Annotated in this window: 20 protein-coding genes; 7 read left to right on the top strand and 13 right to left on the bottom strand. The window is 69.1% G+C overall.

The features are described 5' to 3' along the window. Window positions 1-65: 65 nt before the first annotated feature. Entirely contained in the window at window positions 66-1,400 is a 1,335-nt protein-coding gene (locus tag ACGTNG_RS08565) for an MFS transporter (RefSeq protein WP_394576592.1), read from the bottom strand. Window positions 1,401-1,552: 152 nt separating this feature from the next. On the opposite strand from ACGTNG_RS08565, the gene ACGTNG_RS08560 reads away from it, so the two are divergent. From ACGTNG_RS08560 to ACGTNG_RS08530, 7 genes are all read left to right on the top strand, one after another. Then, entirely contained in the window at window positions 1,553-3,460 is a 1,908-nt protein-coding gene (locus ACGTNG_RS08560; RefSeq protein ID WP_394576591.1) for a type IV pili methyl-accepting chemotaxis transducer N-terminal domain-containing protein, read from the top strand. After that, the gene (gene narL, locus ACGTNG_RS08555; protein ID WP_394576590.1) at window positions 3,457-4,119 is read left to right on the top strand and encodes a two-component system response regulator NarL; all 663 of its coding nucleotides are present in this window, start codon (window positions 3,457-3,459) and stop codon (window positions 4,117-4,119) included. Before ACGTNG_RS08560 ends, narL begins: the two co-directional genes overlap by 4 nt. A gap of 275 nt (window positions 4,120-4,394) precedes the next feature. Continuing rightward, window positions 4,395-6,047: an MFS transporter gene (locus ACGTNG_RS08550; RefSeq protein ID WP_394576589.1), complete on the top strand. Its 1,653-nt coding sequence runs from the start codon at window positions 4,395-4,397 to the stop codon at window positions 6,045-6,047. A 163-nt stretch (window positions 6,048-6,210) separates the two neighbouring features. Next, window positions 6,211-7,608, top strand: coding sequence for an MFS transporter (locus tag ACGTNG_RS08545; protein ID WP_394576588.1), 1,398 nt, complete (start codon window positions 6,211-6,213; stop codon window positions 7,606-7,608). A gap of 166 nt (window positions 7,609-7,774) precedes the next feature. Next, the gene (locus ACGTNG_RS08540) at window positions 7,775-8,221 is read left to right on the top strand and encodes a DUF4870 family protein (protein ID WP_394576587.1); all 447 of its coding nucleotides are present in this window, start codon (window positions 7,775-7,777) and stop codon (window positions 8,219-8,221) included. Continuing rightward, entirely contained in the window at window positions 8,218-8,799 is a 582-nt protein-coding gene (locus tag ACGTNG_RS08535) for a cytochrome c oxidase subunit 3 family protein (RefSeq protein WP_394576586.1), read from the top strand. The genes ACGTNG_RS08540 and ACGTNG_RS08535 overlap by 4 nt, the downstream gene beginning before the upstream one ends. A gap of 2 nt (window positions 8,800-8,801) precedes the next feature. Next, window positions 8,802-9,092 carry a hypothetical protein gene (locus ACGTNG_RS08530; protein ID WP_394576585.1) on the top strand — a complete coding sequence of 97 codons (291 nt, stop codon included), beginning with the start codon at window positions 8,802-8,804 and terminating at the stop codon, window positions 9,090-9,092. Between the two features lie 78 nt (window positions 9,093-9,170). Here the strand turns inward: ACGTNG_RS08530 and ACGTNG_RS08525 are convergent, their stop codons facing one another. The 12 genes from ACGTNG_RS08525 to ACGTNG_RS08470 all read right to left on the bottom strand — a co-directional run bounded on the left by ACGTNG_RS08525 (window position 9,171) and on the right by ACGTNG_RS08470 (window position 20,868). Beyond that, complete coding sequence (locus ACGTNG_RS08525; protein WP_394576584.1) at window positions 9,171-9,389, bottom strand: hypothetical protein; 219 nt, start codon at window positions 9,387-9,389, stop codon at window positions 9,171-9,173. Window positions 9,390-9,427: 38 nt separating this feature from the next. Then, window positions 9,428-11,374 (bottom strand): nitric oxide reductase activation protein NorD, encoded by a 1,947-nt coding sequence (locus tag ACGTNG_RS08520; RefSeq protein WP_394576583.1) that lies wholly within the window; start codon window positions 11,372-11,374, stop codon window positions 9,428-9,430. A 232-nt stretch (window positions 11,375-11,606) separates the two neighbouring features. Beyond that, on the bottom strand, window positions 11,607-12,419 hold the full coding sequence (locus tag ACGTNG_RS08515; RefSeq protein WP_394576582.1) for a CbbQ/NirQ/NorQ/GpvN family protein: 813 nt from the start codon (window positions 12,417-12,419) through the stop codon (window positions 11,607-11,609). 57 nt (window positions 12,420-12,476) lie between these two features. Further along, window positions 12,477-13,832, bottom strand: a complete 1,356-nt coding sequence (locus ACGTNG_RS08510; RefSeq protein WP_394576581.1) for a cbb3-type cytochrome c oxidase subunit I — start codon at window positions 13,830-13,832, stop codon at window positions 12,477-12,479. A gap of 68 nt (window positions 13,833-13,900) precedes the next feature. Further along, entirely contained in the window at window positions 13,901-14,353 is a 453-nt protein-coding gene (locus tag ACGTNG_RS08505; RefSeq protein WP_138180175.1) for a c-type cytochrome, read from the bottom strand. A 186-nt stretch (window positions 14,354-14,539) separates the two neighbouring features. Then, entirely contained in the window at window positions 14,540-15,268 is a 729-nt protein-coding gene (locus ACGTNG_RS08500) for an amino acid ABC transporter ATP-binding protein (RefSeq protein WP_394576723.1), read from the bottom strand. Window positions 15,269-15,326: 58 nt separating this feature from the next. Continuing rightward, entirely contained in the window at window positions 15,327-16,436 is a 1,110-nt protein-coding gene (locus ACGTNG_RS08495) for an amino acid ABC transporter permease (RefSeq protein ID WP_394576580.1), read from the bottom strand. A 1-nt stretch (window position 16,437) separates the two neighbouring features. Beyond that, window positions 16,438-17,616 (bottom strand): amino acid ABC transporter permease, encoded by a 1,179-nt coding sequence (locus ACGTNG_RS08490; protein WP_394576579.1) that lies wholly within the window; start codon window positions 17,614-17,616, stop codon window positions 16,438-16,440. An 86-nt stretch (window positions 17,617-17,702) separates the two neighbouring features. Beyond that, the gene (locus tag ACGTNG_RS08485) at window positions 17,703-18,731 is read right to left on the bottom strand and encodes an amino acid ABC transporter substrate-binding protein (RefSeq protein WP_394576578.1); all 1,029 of its coding nucleotides are present in this window, start codon (window positions 18,729-18,731) and stop codon (window positions 17,703-17,705) included. Window positions 18,732-18,849: 118 nt separating this feature from the next. Then, window positions 18,850-19,167, bottom strand: coding sequence for a carboxymuconolactone decarboxylase family protein (locus ACGTNG_RS08480; RefSeq protein WP_089846440.1), 318 nt, complete (start codon window positions 19,165-19,167; stop codon window positions 18,850-18,852). A gap of 59 nt (window positions 19,168-19,226) precedes the next feature. After that, window positions 19,227-19,613, bottom strand: coding sequence for a SirB2 family protein (locus ACGTNG_RS08475; RefSeq protein ID WP_394576577.1), 387 nt, complete (start codon window positions 19,611-19,613; stop codon window positions 19,227-19,229). A gap of 40 nt (window positions 19,614-19,653) precedes the next feature. Continuing rightward, a complete protein-coding gene (locus ACGTNG_RS08470) occupies window positions 19,654-20,868 on the bottom strand; it encodes an NnrS family protein (RefSeq protein WP_394576576.1) in 1,215 nt (404 codons plus the stop codon). Between the last annotated feature and the right edge of the window lie 108 nt (window positions 20,869-20,976).

The raw sequence follows: 20,976 nt of genomic DNA, 5'->3' as shown, positions 1-20,976 counted from the left end.
CCATATACATCGCCACTACCCCCAAGGGGATAGGCGTCGCCGAGGGAGGGGTTAGGCCGGTGGTGTCACGCCGCCCGAGGGCGCTGTCGCGCATGGTCGACGAGCATCACCAGCATGCAGACGACCAGGGCGGCGTAGAGGAACATGAAGCCGGCGGTGGAGAGCCCCAGCCACTCGCTGCCGAGCACGAAGACCGGCGGCAGCAGGGCGGCGAAGAGCCCGCCCAATGTCAGCGCCAGCCCCCCCACCAGGGCCATGTCGCCGCCGTGGTCGCGATGGATCAGGCGCATCAGGCTGCCCTGCCCGACCCCCATGGCCACGCCCATGGGCACCAGCAGGCCGAGGAACCCCCACAGCGGCGCCGCGTAGTGCCAGTTCAGCGGGCCGTGGGTGCCCTCGATGCGGAGTTCGAAGGGCGGATAGGAGAGCAGGAAGAGGCAGACCAGCACGAAGGCGCAGATCCACCAGCGCAGGCTGCGAAAGTCGCAATGGTCGGCCAGCCAGCCGCCGAGCACCTGGCCCGCCCCGACGGCCAGGGTGAACGGGATCGCGCGCAGCGCCGCGCCCTGCAGCGAGAGCTCGAAGCGCGCCGCCAGGTGGCCGGGCAGCCACAGCGCCAGGGCCAGGAAGGCGCCGAAGAAGAAGGCATAGGGGAGGGCCAGGCGCCACGGCGACCAGTCGGCGAGCCGCCGGGCGAGGCGAGCGATGCGCACCCGTCGCGAGGGACGGGACGGACGCGCCTCGTCGTCGCCCAGGGGGTCACGCACGGGCGGAAGCGGGTCACGATCCTCGGCGAAGAGCCACAGCAGCCCGGCGACCAGCAGCACCGGCAGCAGGTAGAGCAGCGGCGCCGTCCGCCAGCCGTAGGCCTGGCTGATCAGCGGCAGCAGCAGGTAGCCGAGCCCCGCCCCGACCATGCCGGCGGCGTAGAGTCCCAGCGCCAGGCCGGCATGCCGGGCCGGCCCGAGCTCCGCCACGTAGACGAGCCCGGCGGCCAGCGCCCCGGCCCCGAGCCCCAGGCCGAGGCCCGCCAGCAGGAACTCCGCATAGTGCTGGGCGTGGCCGATCCACCACAGGAAGGGGCAGATCAGCAGCAGGCAGCCGAGCATGACGCGGCGCCCGCCGTGGCGTCGGGCCAGCCTCGCCATGGGCAGGCTCGCCAGGGCGCCGGCGAGCATCGGCGTGGAGAGCAGCACGGCGAAGGCGACCCCGCCCAGGGCCAGGTCGCGGCGCAGCTCCACGCCGAGCACGGCGAACAGCGTCCAGCAGGCAAATACCAGGGCGAAGGCCAGCGGCGAGAGCGCGACCACCACCAGCGCGCGGTAGCCCGGCGGCGCCTCGCCCCCGCCGCGCGGCGAGGCGCGGCGGGGGCGCGAGGATGACGGGAGATCGCAGGGCATGGGCCGACGCTCGAGAAGGGTTACCCGAAAGTCTCGGGAGCCGGGGGGAGGACGTCAAAGAGGCAATCGGGGTACGCCTTTGAGGGAGCGGCACCTACCTACTAGGGTATAGTGGCATTCGACACCCCTCGTTCGTCCGGCTGGAGACCCCGATGAAGCTGCTGCAGCGCTCCCTGGTGGCCCGCATCAGCGCCTCGCTGCTGGCGATCAGCGCCATGGCGCTGATCAGCATCGTGGTGACCATGATGGTGGCCAACAGCAGCCGCGGCGACGCCGCCGCCATCAACGTGGCCGGCTCGCTGCGCATGAACACCTACCAGATCGTCGCGGCCCTGCAGCGTTACGAACGCGAGCCGACGCTGGCGCATCGCGAGCGAGTCCAGGCGCTGAGCGAGCGCTTCCACGAACGGCTGGCCAGCCCCCGGCTGACCGCGGCGCTGCCCGAGGCCGAGGACCACCCCCTGGCCGAGCAGTACCGGCGGCTGCAGACACGCTGGCAAGAGGCGCTCGCGCCCCAGGTGATCCGCGCCATCGCCGGCGGCGGGGTGGAGGTCGACACCCTTCGCCAGGCCCTCGACGGCCTGGTGGGCGACATCGATCAGATGGTCACCCGGCTCGAGCAGAACAGCGAGGCCAAGATCCGCCTGCTCAGCGCCCTGCAGATCCTCTTTTTGGTGCTGACCGCGGTGGTGGTGGCGATCGCCCTCTACGACATCCGCCACAACCTGGTGGGCCCGCTGCACCAGCTGGTGGTGCAGGCCCGGGAGGCGGGACGCCGCAATTTCGGCCATCGCACCCGGCTCTCGGGCAGCGACGAGCTGGCGCTGCTCGGCACCACCCTGAACACCATGGCTGCGGAGCTCGGCGAGAGCTACGCGGAGCTCGAGGCACGGGTCTCGCGCAAGAAGCAGGAGCTGGCGCGCAGCAATGAGGCCATGCAGATCCTCCACGACGGCAGCCGGGAGCTCTACGGCGGGGGCAACGACCTCTGCGCCAGCGCCGCCCCCATGCTGCGCCGCCTCGAGACGCTGCTCGGCATCGGGCCCATCGGCCTGTCGTTGAACGACCCCTTCGACCAGCGCGAGGTGTCGATCCTCGCGACCCACTCGCCCAGCCGGCCGACCTACTGCCGCAACCACGACTGCCACGCCTGCCTGATCGACCCCCAGCCCCTGGAGCTCTCCGAGGACGGGGGCTCGGAGTGCCTGATGCTGCCGGTGAGCATCGGCGAGACCCTGCTCGGCACCCTGGAGGTCTGGTACCCCAGCGCCTCGCCGCTCAGCGCCAGCACCCGCCGGCTGCTCAACACCCTCACCGACCAGCTGGCCACGGCGGTCTACCTGCAGCGGCGCATCGAGGAGGAGCAGCAGGTGACGCTGATGAACGAGCGCACCATCATCGCCCGTGAGCTCCACGACTCCCTGGCCCAGTCGCTCTCCTACCTGAAGATGCAGGTGGCGCGCCTGGAGCGCATGCAGGCCAAGGAGATGCCCCGGGAGACCCAGGCGCCGGTGTTCGACGAGCTGCGCACCGGGCTCGACAGCGCCTATCGCCAGCTGCGCGAGTTGCTTACCACCTTCCGGCTGCGCCTGGAGGGCCCGGGGCTCGCGAGCGCCCTGCGCCAGACCACCGAGGAGTTCAGCGAGCGCCTGGGCTTCACGGTGGAGCTCTACGTCGACGTGCCGCCGCACCTGCTCAACCCCAACGAGGAGATCCACGTGCTTCAGGTGGTGCGCGAGGCGCTGGCCAACGTGCACAAGCATGCCCGGGCCCACTGGGCGGCGGTGACGGTGCGCTTCGCCGAGGCCCGCCTCGAGGTGATGATCGAGGATGACGGCATCGGCCTCGAGACCCAGGACTCGCCGCCCATGCACTACGGCCTGGTGATCATGCGCGACCGGGCCGATACCCTGGGCGGCGACTTCCGGGTGCGCAACCGCGACGCCGGCGGTACCCTCGTGGCCATCGCCTTCACTCCGCAGACGGCCCGACTGATCGCCCAGCAGCCCGCCGAGCCGCCCGAAAGCCTTCAACCCGTGAACAGGGACCCTGCCGGATGACCCGAAACGCCCACGACCCCGCCACCCTCCTGATCATCGACGACCACCCGCTGCTGCGCCGCGGGGTGACCCAGCTGCTCGAGCTGGAGGACGACCTGTCGCTCGCCGGCGAGACCGGCGAGCCGGAAGAGGGCGTCCGCCTGGCCGGCGAGCTGGACCCGGACCTGGTGCTGCTGGACCTCAACATGCCGGGGATGGACGGCCTCGAGACCCTCAAGCGGCTGCGCCAGGAGGGCTTCGCCGGGCGCATCGTGATGTTCACCGTCTCCGACCACGAGGAAGACGTGGTCGCCGCCCTGCGCGCCGGCGCCGACGGCTACCTGCTCAAGGACATGGACCCGGACGACATGATCCGCCAGCTGCGCCAGGCGGCGCTGGGCCGCATGGTGATCAGCGAGCGCCTCACCGCCCTGCTGGCCGAGGCGCTGCGCAGCCAGCGCAGCCAGCCGGCCACCCCGGATATCCACAGCCTGACCCAGCGCGAACGGGAGATCCTGCGCGAGCTGGCCGCGGGCCTCTCCAACAAGCTGATCGCCCGCCAGCTCGACATCACCGAGGGCACGGTGAAGGTCCACGTCAAGCACCTGCTCAAGAAGCTCAACCTGCGCTCCCGAGTGGAGGCCGCGGTGTGGGCCGTGCAGGAGGGTGTGGACAAGTAGCCGGGCGGGGCTCCGTGTGGATACCTCCAAATAGCCCCGTCGCCCGCCTCCGGTCCCACGCCGTCCGGGGAGCGGCGCTAAGCCCCTGATATGGCTGGCAAGACCCCGCTTATCCCTCTACCCCTCAAGGGGTATCCCGCTGTTTTAGCGGACTTTTTGGGCCGTTTCGCCGGCTGTCTCCCGGGCGTATCTTGCGTGGCAAAGCCCCTGGCTTGATGCCGGTCAACCGCCATCGCGCGAGGGGCGCCACCGAGAGACCGCGAGGGGGAACCACCATGACCAGAGAGAGTGCCGACTCCACCCGCTGGGAGGGCCAGCGCCAGCCGCTCCCGCCCGGCGGCCGTCGTAACGCCGACATCGAAGACTGGGACGTCGAGAACGAGGAGTTCTGGAGGACGCAGGGCAAGAAGATCGCCAGCCGCAACCTCTGGATCTCCATCCCGAGCCTGCTGATGGGCTTCGCCGTCTGGCTGATGTGGGGCATGATCACCACCCAGATGCGCAACCTCGGCTTCCCGTTCACGGTGGACCAGCTGTTCACCCTGACCGCCATCGCCGGCCTCGCCGGCGCCACCCTGCGCATCCCGGCCTCGTTCATGATCCGCATCGCCGGCGGGCGCAACACCATCTTCCTGACCACCGCCCTGCTGATGATTCCGGCACTCGGCACCGGCATCGCCTTGATGAACCCGGGCACGCCCTTCTGGGTCTTCCAGGCCCTGGCGCTGCTCTCGGGCATCGGCGGCGGCAACTTCGCCAACTCGATGAGCAACATCTCGAGCTTCTTCCCCAAGAAGCAGCAGGGCTACGCCCTGGGCATGAACGCCGGGCTGGGCAACTTCGGCGTCACCACCATGCAGATCCTGATCCCGCTGGTGATGACCGTGGGCCTCTTCGGCGCCCTGGGTGGCGAGCCGATGGAACTGCAGAAGGCCAGCGGCACCCTGATCGGCCGCATCGAGGCGGGCACCGACACCTGGATCCAGAATGCCGGCTTCATCTGGCTGGTCTTCCTGATCCCGCTGGCCTTCGCCGGCTGGTTCGGCATGAACAACATCCGCGCCATCACGCCCCACCCCGGTTCTCCCGTGCAGGCCTTCGGCAAGATCCTCGGCCTCTACGGCGTGGGCCTCCTGACCTCGATCGTCGGCGTGGTCGCCCTGGGCTGGCTCAACATGTGGCTCGCCCTGCCGCTGACCATCGCCCTGACCCTGGGGCTGCTGCGCCTGATTCCCGGCGACATCAAGCCGAACATCCAGAAGCAGTTCGCCATCTTCTCCAACAAGCACACCTGGGCGATGACGGTGCTCTACATCGCCACCTTCGGCTCCTTCATCGGCTTCTCCGCCGCCCTGCCGCTCTCCATCAGCGTGATCTTCGGCAACATGATGGAAGTCGCCGCCGACGGCACCATCACCCGCGTGGCCAATCCCGATGCGCCCAGCGCCCTGACCTGGGCCTGGATGGGCCCCTTCGTCGGCGCGCTGATCCGCCCGGTGGGCGGCTGGATCTCCGACAAGGTGGGCGGCGCCATCGTCACCCAGGCGATCTCCGTGGTGATGGTCCTGGCCTCGGCGGCGGTGGGCTACGTGATGATGCTCGCCTACAACGCCACCGATCCCAACCAGTACTTCTGGATGTTCCTCGTGCTGTTCATCGTGCTGTTCGCCGCCAGCGGCATCGGCAACGGCTCCACCTTCCGCAGCATCGGCTTCATCTTCGACCTGCAGCAGAAGGGCCCGGTACTCGGCTGGACCTCCGCCGTGGCCGCCTACGGCGCCTTTATCGCCCCGCGGGTGATGGGCGAGCAGATCAAGGCCGGCACCCCGGAGATGGCCATGTACGGCTTCGCGGTCTTCTACGCCCTCTGCCTGGTCGTCAACTGGTGGTTCTACCTGCGCCCCGGCGCCTACGTGAAGAACCCCTGAGCCCGCAAGCGGATGGGGCGCCGAAAGGCGCCCTACTCCCAAAGGGATAGGCCTGGAATATCAAGGGGTAGCGGAGCGGCAGGCTTGACGCACGTCAATATCTCCCGCCCCCCGCCTGCCAGTCTGGAACGCGACCATTCATGCACGCCGAAGGAGGCACGACATGAAACACCTCGAGGGGGTGACCCGGCCCCAGCAGATCCGGGCGCTGTCACTCAGTACCCTGGCGTTCACCACCTGCTTCGCGGTGTGGACGATCTTTTCCATCATCGGCATCAAGATCAAGCAGGACCTCGGCCTCAACGAGACCCAGTTCGGCATCCTGGTGGCCACGCCGATCCTCACCGGCTCGATCAGCCGCATCTTCCTCGGCATCTGGACCGAGCAGTTCGGCGGCCGGCGCGTCTTCAGCCTGTTGATGCTGGTCACCGCGGCCTGCGTCTTCCTGCTCTCCTATGTCGAGTCCTACGCGATGTTCCTGGTCGCGGCCCTCGGCGTGGGCCTGGCCGGCGGCTCGTTCATCGTCGGCATCGCCTACACCTCCTACTGGTTCGAGAAGGAGCGCCAGGGCACGGCGCTGGGCATCTTCGGCGCCGGCAATGCCGGGGCGGCGGTGACCAACTTCGCCGCGCCCTTCCTGCTGCTGGCGCTGGGCTGGGAGCAGACCGCGGTGGTCTATGCCATCGTGCTGAGCGTGGTGGCCGTGGGCTTCTGGGTGTTCTCCAAGGAGGATCCGCTGACCCGCTCCCGGCGCGGCCAGGGCGGCAAGGCCACCTCCGCCCGGGAACAGCTGGCCCCGCTCAAGCACCTGCAAGTGTGGCGCTTCGCCCTCTACTACTTCTTCGTCTTCGGCGCCTTCGTCGCCCTGGCCTCCTACCTGCCGCGCTACTACGTGGGGGCCTACGACGTCAGCATCGCCGTGGCCGGCTCGCTGGCCGCCCTCTACACCCTGCCGGCCAGCGTCTTCCGGGCGCTCGGCGGCTGGATGTCCGACCGCTACGGCGCGCGCTCGATCATGTACCTGACCTTCATCGCCTCGCTGGTCTGCCTGTTCCTGCTCGCCTATCCCGAGACCCACTACGTGGTGGAGGGCAAGGAGGGCCAGATCGCCTTCTCGCTCGCCATGCCGCTGTGGGGCGTGGTGGTGCTGACCGTGCTGCTGGGCTTCTTCATGTCGCTGGGCAAGGCCGCGGTCTACAAGCACATCCCGGTCTACTACCCGGAGAACGTCGGCTCGGTGGGCGGCCTGGTCGGCATGATCGGCGGCCTGGGCGGCTTCTTCCTGCCCATCCTGTTCGGCGCTGTGCTCGACCTCACCGGGGTCTGGACCAGCTCCTACATGGTGCTCTTCGTGCTGGTGGCGATCTCGCTGGTGTGGATGCACGGCGCGATCCGGCGCATGGAGCGCGCCCGGGTGCCGGAGCTCGGCGAGGAGCGCTATCGCTACCTGCCGGAGCTTCAGGAGCCGGCGGCCCGCTATGCCGCGGGCAAGGAAGCCGCTGGACGAGACGCCACCGGCGACGCCGCGCCGTCACGCCCGGGTCGGCAGGCCGAGGCCTGATCCGCTCCGCCCATTCAGGAACGCCACCTCAGGAATGCCGCCCACGGGCGGCATTCGCGTTTACGGGCGCGGACTTGATCCAGGTTAGGGAAGGCCGCCGCGCCCCGCGCTATAGTGGCATATGAAATACATCAATTGACCGACGGCCGGCTGCGAGGTGCTCCCCATGTCTTCCACCCACTCCCTGGCGCACGACCCGGACTTCCGCCACGACAAGGCCGCCCGCGGGCGCGGCGCCGCCATCGTCGTTTACCTGCTGTTCCTGGGCAGCGTGCTGGCCGTGGTCACCGCGCCGATCGGCGTGCTGATCGCCCACCTCAAGCGGCGCGACGCCGCGCCCTGGGTGCAGAGTCACCTGCAGTTCCAGATCCGCACCTTCTGGCTGGGCATGCTGTGCGGGGGGGGCTTCGTCGCCGCCTGGCAGCTGCTGGGGCTGATCGGCGCCCCCGCGGTGGCGCCCTGGGCGCTGGGCTACGTCTACTTCACCGCCTGCCTGATCTGGATGGTGGCGCGCTGCGGCGTGGGCATCAGCCGACTGACCGCCAACGAGCCGGTGCGCGACCCGAGAAGCCTGGCCTTCGGCGGCGCCCGGGTGACCCTGGCGGACGCATGAGCGAGCGCGCCCTGTCCCGCGAGCTGCCCAACCCCGGCTGGGGACCGCTCTCGGCGCTGCCCGGCAACCCGCTGATGTGGGTGCTGATCCTGAGCGAGATGCTGGTGTTCAGCGCCTTCTTCGCGCTCTATGCCGCGGAGCGGGTCGGCGCGACGGCGCTGTTCGACGCCTCCCAGCGCGGGCTCGACCCGCTGGTCGGCGGGCTCAACACCCTGGTGCTGCTGACCAGCGGGCTCTGCGTGGCCCTTGCCGTGGATGCGGTGAGCACCGAGCGGATTCGCCGCGCCCGACAGTGGCTGGGGGCCTCCATGGCGCTGGGCGTGCTGTTCGGCGTCATCAAGGGGATCGAATATGCCGGCAAGTTCGCCGCCGGGATCACCCCGGAGACCAACGCCTTCTTCGGCTTCTACTACGGGCTCACCGCCTTCCACTTCGCCCACGTGCTGTTCGGCCTGGCGCTGCTGGCCCTGGTGACCTGGCGCACCTCCCCCGAGAACGTGGAGACCGCCGCGGCCTTCTGGCACATGGTCGACCTGATCTGGATCCTGCTCTATCCGCTGCTCTACCTGTTGAGGTGACCATGACCGCCCTGCCCGGCACCCGCCGCCTGCTCGCGACCTGGGCCACGCTGATGGCCCTGACGCTGCTCTCGATGCTCTCGGCGCGGCTAGACCAGGGCAGCTGGCAGGCGCTGCCACTGTGGTCGGCGGGGCTAGTGATCGCCGCCACCGGCTTCAAGGCGCAGCGGCTGCTGATGGTCTACCTCAACCTGCGCGCCGCCACGCCGGCCTGGAAGGGCACCTTCGTGGGCCTGGTGGTGCTGACGCTGACACTGATCGCCGGCGGCTACCTGGTCGCGCGCTTTACCTGACACTCACTGCCCGCAATGCCGAAGGGCCTGCATCCGCAGGCCCTTCGGCGTCGTGTGGTTCTGGATCGTGAGGGGTGGCTAGCGACGCTGCGGGTGCTCGGGCGGCGGCGTCGCCCTTGCCCAGCCCTCCAGGGACCGGCCCAGGCGCAATAATCCGTAGACCGCGAAGGGCACGACCAGCATCAGCGCCACGCCCCAGTCGCGGGTGTTGATCAGCCAGGCGAGCGGCAGCACCACCGCCACGGCGACCAGGCACCAGGTCGCCACGGCGAGGATCAGTCGGGTACGGATGGTCATGGCGCGTTTCCTCGGCGATGGTTCGACGGACAATAGGCTCAGGTGGCGATGATCTGGCGATAGATGCCCGGCAGCGCCAGGGAGAGGTGCTCGGGGCGCTGCACGATGGCGTAGCCGCCGCGACCGAACAGGTGCGGGATGTAGCGGCCCGCCTCGCGGTCGATGGTCACGCCGAACACCCGCACCTCCTGGCGGCGCGCCTCGAGCACCGCCTTGCGGGTGTCCTCGATGCCGTAGCGCCCCTCGTAGTAGTCGTTGTCGTTGGGCTTGCCGTCGGTGAGCAGCAGCAGCAGCCGGTGGCGGTTGGGCCGCTCGGCGAGCTGGCCCGCCAGATGGCGGATGGCCGGCCCCATGCGAGTGTAGGAGCCGGGCTTGAGCGCGGCGATGCGCCGCGAGACCCGCTCGCCCATGGGCTCGTCGAAGTCCTTCAGGGTGTTGACCCACACCTTGTGGCGCCGCTGGGAGGTGAAGCTGTGGATGGCGTAGTCGTCGCCGCAGCCGGAAAGGCCGTGGCCCAGCACCAGCAGTGCCTCCTTGGCCACGTCCAGCACCCGGCGATCCTCCAGCCAGGCCTCGGTGGAGAGCGAGACGTCGACCAGGATCGACACCGCGAGATCCCGGGCCTGGGTGCGGCTGTCCACGTAGAGCCGGTCGCTGGACTCGCCGGTGGCCGCCAGGTCGCAGCGGGCGCGGATCACCGCGTCCATGTCGAGCTCGCTGCCGTCCAGCTGGCCGCGCAGCAGCTCGCGCCGCGGGCGCAGGGCCTCGAACTCGCGGCGCACCCGGCGGATGCGCCGGCGGGTGGTCTCGTCCGGCGTCCAGTCCTCGCCCTCCTCCTCCTGCACGCCGCTGAGTACCACGCAGTGATCGGGCAGGTAGGCCTGGCGGCGGTGGTTCCACTCGGGATAGGTGTGGCGCCCCGCCAGCCGGCCGCCGCTGGCCTCGTCCGGGGCCAGGTCGAGGTCGAGCTTGAGCGTCGAGGCCGCCCGCTTGCGGTTGGGGGTGAGCACGATCTCGTCGATCTGGTCGGCGGCCTGTCTCGCCTCCTCCTCTTCCTCGTCGTCGACGTGGCGATTGAGGTTCACCATCTCGGCCCAGGAGAGCATCTTCTCCATGTTGTTGAGCATCAGCGGGTCGTCGCGGTCGGCCTGGTCCTGCTCGCGGCGGTCGGCCTTGCGCTTGCCCTGGTCGTCCTCGGGGGAGGCGCCGGCGCCGGCCGGCGCTTCGTCGTCGTCCGGCGTGGCCTCGCGGGCCTCGTCGCGTGTGCCCAGGGTGATGGCCTGGCCCCAGAGCGGCACCGGCAGCAGCGGACGGTAGCCGCGCGGGGCGCGGAAGTCGTCCAGGGGCCGGTCCGGCTCGCGAATGGCCCGCTGCATGGCGAGGGCCCACGCCTGCTCGGGGTCGGGCGCGCCCAGCTCCGCGCGCAGGGCGGCCTCCAGGGCGGCCTCCATGGGCGGCAGGCGCCTGCGCTGTGGGCGGATGGCCAGCAGCTCGCCGCTCAGCCGCACGTAGCGCTCCGTCAGCCCCGGGAAGCGCGCCAGTGCCGCCCGCACGGTACGCCGCGCCTCGCGCAGGCGTTGGAGATCGGCCTGCAGCGGGTCCGCGGCCGGCGTCAGCGGCCGGGCCTCGGCCAGGAAGGCGGTGAGCCAAAGGTAGAGGTCGCGGTTGAGGGACGCCTCGGGAAACAGCGCCAGGCGCGGCGGCAGCAGCAGGTGCTCCTCGTCGCGGCGGGCCTGGTCGAGGTCCTCCTCGTCGAGGCCCAGGCGCTGGCGCAGGCTCAGCCGGTGCGCCGAGGCGCGCCGGGCGATGGCGGCCACCTCGACCCCCGCCTCGCCGCCGCCGGCGCGGAAGAAGACGCCGAGCATGGGGCGCAGGCTCTCGAGGGTCACCGCCGCCTCGGGATGGTCGGGGTAGCTGGCTGCGCCGGACGCCCAGCGGTGCCAGAAGCGGCCGACGGTCTCCTCGACCTCAAGAAAGTCCAGCATCCATAGCCTCCTGATGTACGTGTCGAGCCGGTGTGACGTAGCGCTGATGGGCCGCCGGGGCTTTCCCGGCGGCAGGCCCCGACGTGTCGGACCATCGAGGAGGCGCTGTAAACCCTTCCCTGGGCGCTACATTTGCCATCCCTGGCAAATGACCTCCTCTTCGACCTGCCCCCGGCGCCCCTGTCCGGAGAGCCGTATCCGCCAGATTCCTCGGCACCCAACCGGCGTCGTCTCAGCCGAACGTGGCCTGAATGGCTTCCATCAGCCCCTCCTGGACGTCCACGTCATCCGAGAGCGGCTCCACCAGGGTGGCGCGGGCGGCCTCGAGGATCGGCATGCCGGCGCCGATCAGGGTCGCGCAGTAGACCAGCAGCCGGGTGGAGACGCCCTCCTCCAGGTCCTGGCCCTTCATGGCGCGCAGGCTCGCCGCCAGGTTGACCAGCGCCGCGCAGCGATCGGGGGCGAGGCCGCTCTCGCGGGCGACGATGTCGCGCTCCACCGCCGGCGGAGGGAAGTCGAAGGACATCGCCACGAAGCGCTGGCGGGTGCTCGGCTTGAGCGACTTGAGGATATGCTGGTAGCCCGGGTTGTAGGAGACCACCAGCATGAAGTCGTCCGGCGCCTCGAGCAGCTCGCCGGTGCGCTCCAGCGGCAGCAGGCGGCGGTCGTCGGTGAGCGGGTGCAGTACCACGGTGACGTCCTTGCGCGCCTCCACCACCTCGTCGAGGTAGCAGATGCCGCCCTCGCGCACCGCGCGGGTCAGCGGCCCATCGACCCAGCGAGTCTCGCCGCCCTGCAGCAGGTAGCGGCCGGTGAGGTCGGCGGCGGTCAGGTCGTCGTGGCAGGAGACGGTGTAGAGTGGCTTGCCGAGCTTGGCCGCCATGTGGCTGACGAAACGGGTCTTGCCGCAGCCGGTCGGCCCCTTGAGCAGCATGGGCAGGCGCTGCTGGAAGGCCTGGTCGAACAGGGCACACTCATTGCCGACGCTCTGGTAGTAGGGCATCGCCTGCTCGTCGGCGTGGGTGGCCACGGTGGAAAGGGGCATGGGGGTCACTCCCGTCAGGATGAGCGGACGAGGGCCCCGTCCGGGGCCCTCGGGTGGTCAGGCGCGCTCGGGGCCTGCGGTCAGCTGGGTGCCACCGGCCGGCACCTGCTCGCGGGCAGGGCCGAAGAAGGCGTAGATCAGCATCACCGCCCCCACGGCCACCGCGATACCGGCGCCCAGGCGCATCAGGTAGAAGAGGCCGAGCTGGTCCTGCACCTCCATGTAGTTCATGCCCAGCACGCGCTGCAGGTGGGTCTGGACGACACCGGCGAAGGTCAGGGTGAAGGTCATGAAGCACATGGCACCGGTCATGATCCAGAAGCCCCACATGTTCAGCACCTGGTTATAGGGCTGCACGCGGCGCAGCTGCGGCATGGCGAAGGTGATCACGCCGAGGATCAGCATCACGTAGGCGCCGTAGAAGGCCAGGTGGCCATGGGCGGCGGTGACCTGGGTGCCGTGGCTGTAGTAGTTGATCCAGTGCAGGGTGTGCATGAAGCCCCACACGCCGGCGCCGAAGAAGGCCACGGTCGGGCAGCCCAGGGCCCACAGCATGGCGGCCTTGTTGGGGTGGTTACGGCTGCCCTTCCAGAACATGGTGAAGGCGAACACCACCATGGCGAAGAAGGGGATCACCTCCAGGGTGGAGAAGATGCTGCCGATGGGCTGCCAGTAGCTCGGCGCGCCGATCCAGTAGTAGTGGTGGCCGGTGCCCAGCAGGCCCGAGAACAGCGACAGGCCGACGATGACGTAGAGCCACTTCTCGATCACCTCGCGGTCGACGCCGGTCATCTTGATCAGCAGGTAGCCCAGCAGCGAGGCCATGATCAGCTCCCAGACGCCCTCGACCCAGAGGTGCACCACCCACCACCAGTAGAGCTTGTCCACGGCGAGGTTGGAGGGGTTGTAGAAGGCGAACAGCCAGAACACCGCGGCCAGCCACAGGCCCAGCATCAGCACCAGGTTGATCGCGGTCTTGCGGCCCTTGGCCAGCGTCATGCTGGTGTTGAACAGGAACATCAGAAACGAGATGGTGATCAGCACCTTGACCCAGAACGGCTGCTCCAGGAACTCGCGCCCCTCGTGGATCCCGAACTGGTAGCCGACCAGCGCGGCCGCGCCGGCGAAGGCGAAGATCGCCAGCTGGATGTAGGCGATGGTCGGGCTGTGGATCTCCCGCTCGGCCTCTTCCGGCATCAGGTAGTAGGTGCAGCCCATGAAGCCGAGCAGCAGCCAGACGATCAGCAGGTTGGTATGGCTGACGCGCATGATATTGAAGGGCATCAGCTCGGCCATGAAGTTGGGCCAGGCGTAGACGGTGGCGGCCAGCAGCCCGAAGACCACCTGCAGCGCGAAGAGCGCCATGGCCACCATGAAGAAGGGCAGCGCCACCCTCTGGGTTTCGTATTTCATTGGTCTCGTTCTCCTCGATTGATCCGCGATCCGCGATCCGCGGTCCGGCGTCCCGGCGGTCCTGCGGCTCAGCCAGCGGGCGTCGGCGGCCAGTCCTGGGCGTCGATGCCGTCGGTCCACTCCAGGAAGTCGATCAGCGCCTGCATCTCCTCCTCGCTGAAGTCGTAGGCGGGCATCTGGCGGCGTCCCTCGGCCCCCAGCGGCTGCGCGCGGATCCAGGCGGCGAGGCCCGCGCGGGCCGCGTCGGGGTTCTCGTGACCGCCGTAGCGCTCCCAGACGTTGCCCAGCTCCGGCGCGAAGTAGGCACCCTCGCCCATGATGCTGTGGCAGTTGATGCACATGTTCTTTTCCCACACTTCCTTGCCGTGCTTGACGGACTCGGTGAGCCCTTCGCTGTCGGTGGACGTGTTGACCATGTACCAGTGGCTGTGGGCCGTCAGCGCGGCAAACAGCAGAAAGAAGAACAGCGACCCGCCGTAGAAGATGTTGCGGGCCGCCGACTTGGTGAGACCGTCGGCCATGGACCATACCCCCCTTGCTCGTGTGGCAGTGCCCTCGCCTCTCACGGCAAGCGGCCCTGCGCCCCTCTTAAGATGTATAGCAGATACATGTTAAGGGTAGCAGCAGGGCACGCCGGGTGGCCTTGACGTCGATCAATTTTCTGAAAGAGGCGGGCGACGGCTGCGTAGCCGCCGCCCGGGAGGAGCTCAGTGGCCGAGGATCTGGCCGAGGAAGAGCTTGGTGCGCTCGGAGTGCGGATGGTTGAAGAAGGTCTCGGGGGGCGCCTCTTCGATGATCTGGCCCTGGTCCATGAAGATCACCCGGTCGGCCACGGTCTTGGCGAAGCCCATCTCGTGGGTCACGCAGAGCATGGTCATGCCGTCCTGGGCCAGCTCGACCATCACGTCGAGCACCTCCTTGATCATCTCGGGGTCGAGCGCCGAGGTCGGCTCATCGAAGAGCATCACCTCCGGCTGCATGCACAGCGCCCGGGCGATGGCCACGCGCTGCTGCTGGCCGCCGGAGAGCTGGCCCGGGTACTTGCGGGCCTGGTCGGCGATCTGCACCCGTTCGAGGATCTCCAGCGCCGTGCGCTCGGCCTCGGCACGCGGCTTCTTTTGCACCCAGGTCTGGGAGATGCAGCAGTTGTCCAGCACGCTCAGGTGGGGGAAGAGGTTGAAGTGCTGGAACACCATGCCGACGTTACGGCGGATCTGCTCGATGCGCTTCACGTCGCGGGTCATCGGCAGGCCGTTGACCACGATGCGCCCCTCCTGGTGCTCCTCGAGGTGGTTGATGCAGCGGATCAGCGTCGACTTGCCCGACCCCGAGGGGCCACAGATGACGATGCGCTCGCCCTGGGCGACCGTCAGGTCGATGTCACGCAGCACGTGGAAGTCGCCGTACCACTTGTTGAGCCCGGTGATCTCGACCATGGGCGCGTCGGCCCGGGCAGCATTTGCCTGATTCATGAGAAAGTCCCGTTGATGATGGTCAGTTCCGATGGCCGGTGTGCAGGCGTCGTTCGATGTACTGGCTGTAGCGCGACATGCTGAAGCAGAACACCCAGAACACCAGGGCCGCGAAGACGTAGCCCTCGGTGGCGAAGCCCAGCCAGTTGCTGTCGGTGAGCCCCGCGCGGATGATCGCCAGCAGGTCGAAGAGCCCGATGATCAGCACCAGCGAGGTGTCCTTGAACAGCGCGATGAAGGTGTTGACGATGCCGGGGATGACCAGCTTGAGTGCCTGGGGCAGCACGATCAGCGCCATGCGCTGCCAGTAGCCCATGCCCAGCGCCTTGGCGGCCTCCTCCTGGCCGCGGGGAATCGCCTGGAGCCCGCCGCGCACCACCTCGGCCATGTAGGCGCTCCAGAACAGCATGATGCCCACCAGCGCCCGCAGCAGCTTGTCGAACTCCACCTGGGCGGGCACGAACAGCGGCAGCATCACCGAGGCCATGAACAGCACGGTGATCAGCGGCACGCCGCGCCAGAACTCGATGAACACCACGCAGAAGCCCCGCACCAGCGGCATCTGCGAGCGTCGCCCCAGCGCCAGCACCACGCCGATGGGCAGCGAGCCGACGATCCCCACGACGGCGATGGTCAGGGTCAGCATCACCCCGCCCCAGTCGCGGGTCGGCACGGCCGGAAGGCCGAAGTGGCCGCCCGCCAGCAGCAGGAAGGCGAGCAGCGGGAAGCCCACCAGGGCGAATGCCCCCACCCAGCGCTTGGCGGGCAGGCGCGGGATGGCGAGCCAGGCGATCAGCGCCGCCAGCAGGGCGAAGACCAGGTTCACCCGCCAGCGTTCGGCCTCGGGATAGAAGCCGTAGACGATCGACTCGAAGCGCGCGCTGATGAAGACCCAGCAGGCCCCCTCGCCGCTGCACGCCTCTCGGGAGTCACCGAGCCAGTCGGCCTGGAACACCGCCCACTGAAGCGCGGGCCACAGCAGCATGGCCAGCAGGGTCACGGTAACCAGGGTCACCACCCCGTTGAGCCGGGTATTGAAGAGGTTGGCGTGCAGCCAGCCGAGCGGGCCGCGGCGCAGGTCGGGGGGACGGCGCTCGGCGACCATCTCGGTCGCGGTCGTGGTCTGGACCATCTCAGCGCTCCTTGAGCAGCGTGCGCGCGTTGTAGAGGTTCATCAGCGCGGACACCAGCAGGTTGATCAGCAGGTAGACGGCCATGGTCATGGCGACGATCTCGATCGCCTGGCCGGTCTGGTTCAGGGCCGTGCCGGAGAACACCGCCACCAGGTCCGGGTAGCCGATCGCCGTGGCCAGCGAGGAGTTCTTGATCAGGTTGAGGTGCTGGCTGGTGAGCTGCGGCACGATCACCCGCATCGCCTGGGGAATCACCACCTTGCGCAGGATGACGCCGCCCGGCAGGCTCAGCGCCTTGGCCGCCTCGACCTGGCCCTGGGGCACCGACTGGATCCCCGAGCGCACGATCTCGGCGATGAAGGAGGCGGTGTAGATGGAGAGCGCCAGCCACAGCGCCATCAGCTCGGGCAGGATCGTCACGCCGCCCTGGAAGTTGAAGCCGGCAAGCGACGGGATGGACCAGTCGAGCGGCATGCCCGTGGCGACGAAGGTGAGCGCCGGCAGGCCGACGAGGATCAGCGCGCCGAGCTTGAAGACCGGCAGCGCCTGGCCGGTGCGCGCCTGGCGCTGCCGGGCGTAGCGCACCAGCAGGGCGGTGGCGATCACCGCGACCAGCAGCGCCCAGGGAGTCGCGGCGAAGCCCGGCAGCGGCTGGGGGGCGGGCAGCACCACGCCGCGCACGTTGAGAAAGATCGCCTCGAACAGCGAGTGGCTGTTGCGGGGGCTCGGCAGGGCCTGCAGGACGGCGAAGTACCAGAACAGGATCTGCACCAGCAGCGGGATGTTGCGGAAGATCTCGACGTAGGCGGTGGCCAGCCGGGCCAGCAGCCAGTTGGGCGAGAGCCGGGCGATGCCCACGGCGAAGCCGATCAGGGTCGCCGCGACGATGCCCATGGCGGAGACCAGCAGGGTGTTGAGCAGCCCCACCACGAAGGTGCGGGCGTAGGTGCTGTCGCCGGAGTAGTCGATCAGGGTCTGGGGGATGGAGAAGCCGGCGCGGTCCTGGAGGAAGCCGAAGCCGGTGGTGATCCCCCGGGCCTCGAGATTGGCCAGGGTGTTCGACACCACCATGGCGATGAAGGCCCCCAGCGCCAGCAGCAGGATGCCCTGCACCAGCAGGGCGCGGAAGGTGGGGTCACGCCACAGCGGCCCCCGCTCCCGTGAAGAAGAACGCAGCATATCGAGCCTCGTGGACGTCAACGACACGGCATCACGCATGTCGCCATGCGTGATGCCCGTTCAGGGAACGTTCGGTGTCCGGGAGATCAGCGGACCGGCGGGGCGTAGAGGATGCCGCCCTCGTCCCACAGGGCGTTCACGCCGCGGCTGATCTGCATGGGCGACTGCTCGCCCACGGTGCCGGCGAAGACTTCCTCATAGTTGCCGACGTGGCTGATCAGCTGATAGGCCCAGTCGTTCTCGAGCCCCATCTGCTCGCCGTAGTCGCCGTCCACGCCCAGCAGGCGCGCCACCTGGGGGTTGGGCGGATCGGCCTTCATCGCGTCGACGTTGTCGCTGTTCACGCCGAGTTCCTCGGCGTTGACCATGGCGAAGATCGACCACTTGACGATGTCCAGCCACTGGTCGTCGCCCTGGCGCACCACGGGGCCGAGCGGCTCCTTGGAGATCAGCGTCTCGAGGATCTCGACGCTGTCCGGCTCGGGCAGCTGCAGGCGCAGGGCGCTGAGCTGCGAGGTATCGGAGGTCAGGATGTCACAGCGGCCGCTGGCGAAGCCCTGGGCGGTCTGGTCGGGGGTGTCGAAGGTGACGGTCTGGATGTCGATGCCGCGGGAGGGGAAGTAGTCGGCCAGGTTGAGCTCGTGGGTGGTGCCGGACTGGATGCAGATCGAGGCGCCGTCGAACTGCTCCGGGCTATCGATGCCCAGGTTCTTGGCCACCATGAAGCCCTGGCCGTCGTAGAAGGTGGTGGCGGTGAAGTTCAGCCCCAGGGAGTTGTCACGGGTCGCGGTCCAGGTGGTATTGCGCGAGAGGACGTCGATCTCGCCGGACTGCAGGGCGGTGAAGCGCTCCTTGGCGGTCAGCGGCGTGAAGGAGACCGCTTCGGGGTCGTCGAAGATCGCGGCGGCGATACCGCGGCAGGTCTCCACGTCCAGCCCCTGCCAGGTGCCGTCCTCGTCGGGGGAGGAGAAGCCCGAGAGGCCCACGTTGACGCCGCAGCGCAGTTCGCCGCGCTCCTTCACCTCTTCCAGGGTGGCCGCCGAGGCGGAGGAGACCATGCCGACGCAGAGGGCGGCGGCGGAGAGGGAGAGCAGTGTCTTGTTGTTGTACCGCATGAAATGACTCCGGGGTCTGATAAATCGAGTGCTGCCAATACAGCAGCCTCGAAACTACCAGACCCCGGAACGGCGTGACCAACTCACGATTAAACGCTTGTCTCAGCGCCGCAACACCTCAGGATTCGGTGATGTCCTCGATCCAGGTCAGGGCCGCGACGCCGCCGGGCAGGCCCAGGGTGGGAATGGCCAGCATGGCCACCTGCTTCAGGGCCTCGGCGGACTCGCCCTCCTCCAGGCCACGGCGCACGTGGGAGTGCACCGCCCCCTCGGAGCGCGCGCCCACGGCCAGCGCCAGCTTGATCAGTCGGCGCGTGCGTGCGTCCAGCGGGCCGGACTCGGCGCAGGCCCGACCGAGCTCGGCATAGGCCGACCAGACCTCGGGGTACTGCTCGGCCACTTGACCGGCACCGGCGGGGAGTTCCTGTTTCGACATGAGAGCATCCTTCTTCAGACGAGTGGCGGGGTCAGTATAGGTCAGCGCGCGCCTCGGTCTCACGCCAGCCAGGAGAGCGGGCTGTGAGTCACGGCCGCCCCCAGCATGTAGGCGAAGGTAGCCAGCGCGGCCAGCGCCGCGACGCCGCGCACCGCGGGGGTGCGGCCGCGCTTGATCGCCAGCGTGCCCAGTCCGATGTAGCCCAACAGCGCGATCAGCTTGGCGGCGAGCCAGGGCTGCTGGTGGGGCCAGGCGGAGAGCATCACCATCAGCGTCACGCCGAGACCCAGCAGGGCGGTGTCGATGAGGTGGGGAGCGATCTTCACCCAGCGCCGCTGCAGCAGCGGCGACTCGCGCACCGACCACCAGGCCCGCAGCAGGAAGAAGGCGAGGCTCAGGGCGGCGGCGGTGACGTGCAGGTGCTTGATCAGGGTGTAGTGTTCCACGGGGCGCGATGTCCTCGGCGTCGGTGTCGGGGCGGTTGTCCTATCCGTCCTTGCCGTCGGCCCGGGCCGACAGCAGCGGCCCCGTATAGTGGAACAGGAAGATCGCATAGGCCAGGCACCAGAAGATGATGCCCAGGTTGTAGGTCCAGTGGGTGATCTCGGGGACGAGCGCCAGCACCGGCGAGCGCAGCACGGCGGCGGCGAGCATCAGGCCGAGCGCCACGCCGATGCCCGGCAGGGTGCGGATGGGGCGCGCAGTATGGCCAAGCGAGACCCGCGACATCATCGCCAGCATCATGGTGCCCATGCCGCCGATGGTCATGGCGTGCACGGCCAGCTCCGCGCGGAACACGCCGAGCGCCGCCAGCGCCCACATCGCGAGGCCCACGGGAATGAAGGCGTAGCTGCCGTGCAGTCCCCAGAGCAGCGGCTCGGAGCCGCTGTGCTGGCCGCCCCAGCGCGCCAGGCGCAGGGCGTTGGCGAGCGCCGCCAGTCCCAGCAGGGTGGCGAAGAGCGCGCCCGGCAGCGCCACGCCGAGCACGGCGAGCCCCTGGGCCAGGACCACCGCCAGCACGCTCCCCAGGCTCGCGGCCTCCAGCGCCGGGATCGCCGGCCGGCGGGTGAGGCCCAGACGGTTGGCGGTGAACATGGCGATCACCCGGCCGCCCACCACCACCATCAGCAGGGTGATCAGCAGGACCGCCAGGTAGGCGGCCTGGCGGATCAGCTCGGCATCGCCGGTGAGCACCCCCAGGTGCATGGCCAGGTTGGCCAGGGTCAAGAGGCCCAGCGCCGGCAGGAAGATCAGGTTGCGCCAGCGCTTCGCGGCGATCACCAGGCGGGCCATGACGCCGGCCACCAGCGGCAGGAACGCCAGGTCGACCAGCATCGGCAGCCACTCCGGCAATCCCAGCGGGAAGGCCATCAGGGCCCGCCCGGCCAGCCACAGCGCGACCAGCGCCAGCAGCGGCCCGCCCCTGAGGCTCGGCAGCCCGGTCCAGTTCTGCACCGCGGTGAGCAGGAAGCCCGCCACCACCGCGGCGGCGAAGCCGAACAGCATCTCGTGCTGGTGCCAGAACATCAGCCCGCCGACCGGGCGCAGCAGGATGTCACCGTGCCAGAAGGCCAGCCACACGACCATCGCCGCCACGCTGTAGAGCGCGGCCAGCAGGAAGAAGGGGCGAAAGGCCAGCCTCGCCACCGGCAGGCGCGACAGCGAGGAGGGGCGGACGGAAGAGGATGAGGTCGATTGCATGGCGCCATACCCGACTAAAACGCTTGGTAATGGCCATTGTGACCCACGGCCCCGGCACCTTCCTTGACAGGCATCAAGAATGCTTCTTATGAGAAAAGCCATTCATTC

Source organism: Halomonas sp. B23F22_3 (genome assembly GCF_043496965.1).
Lineage (GTDB): Bacteria > Pseudomonadota > Gammaproteobacteria > Pseudomonadales > Halomonadaceae > Halomonas.
Note: the sequence above shows the minus strand (reverse complement) of the source record. Positions and strands in the feature narration are given on the sequence as shown.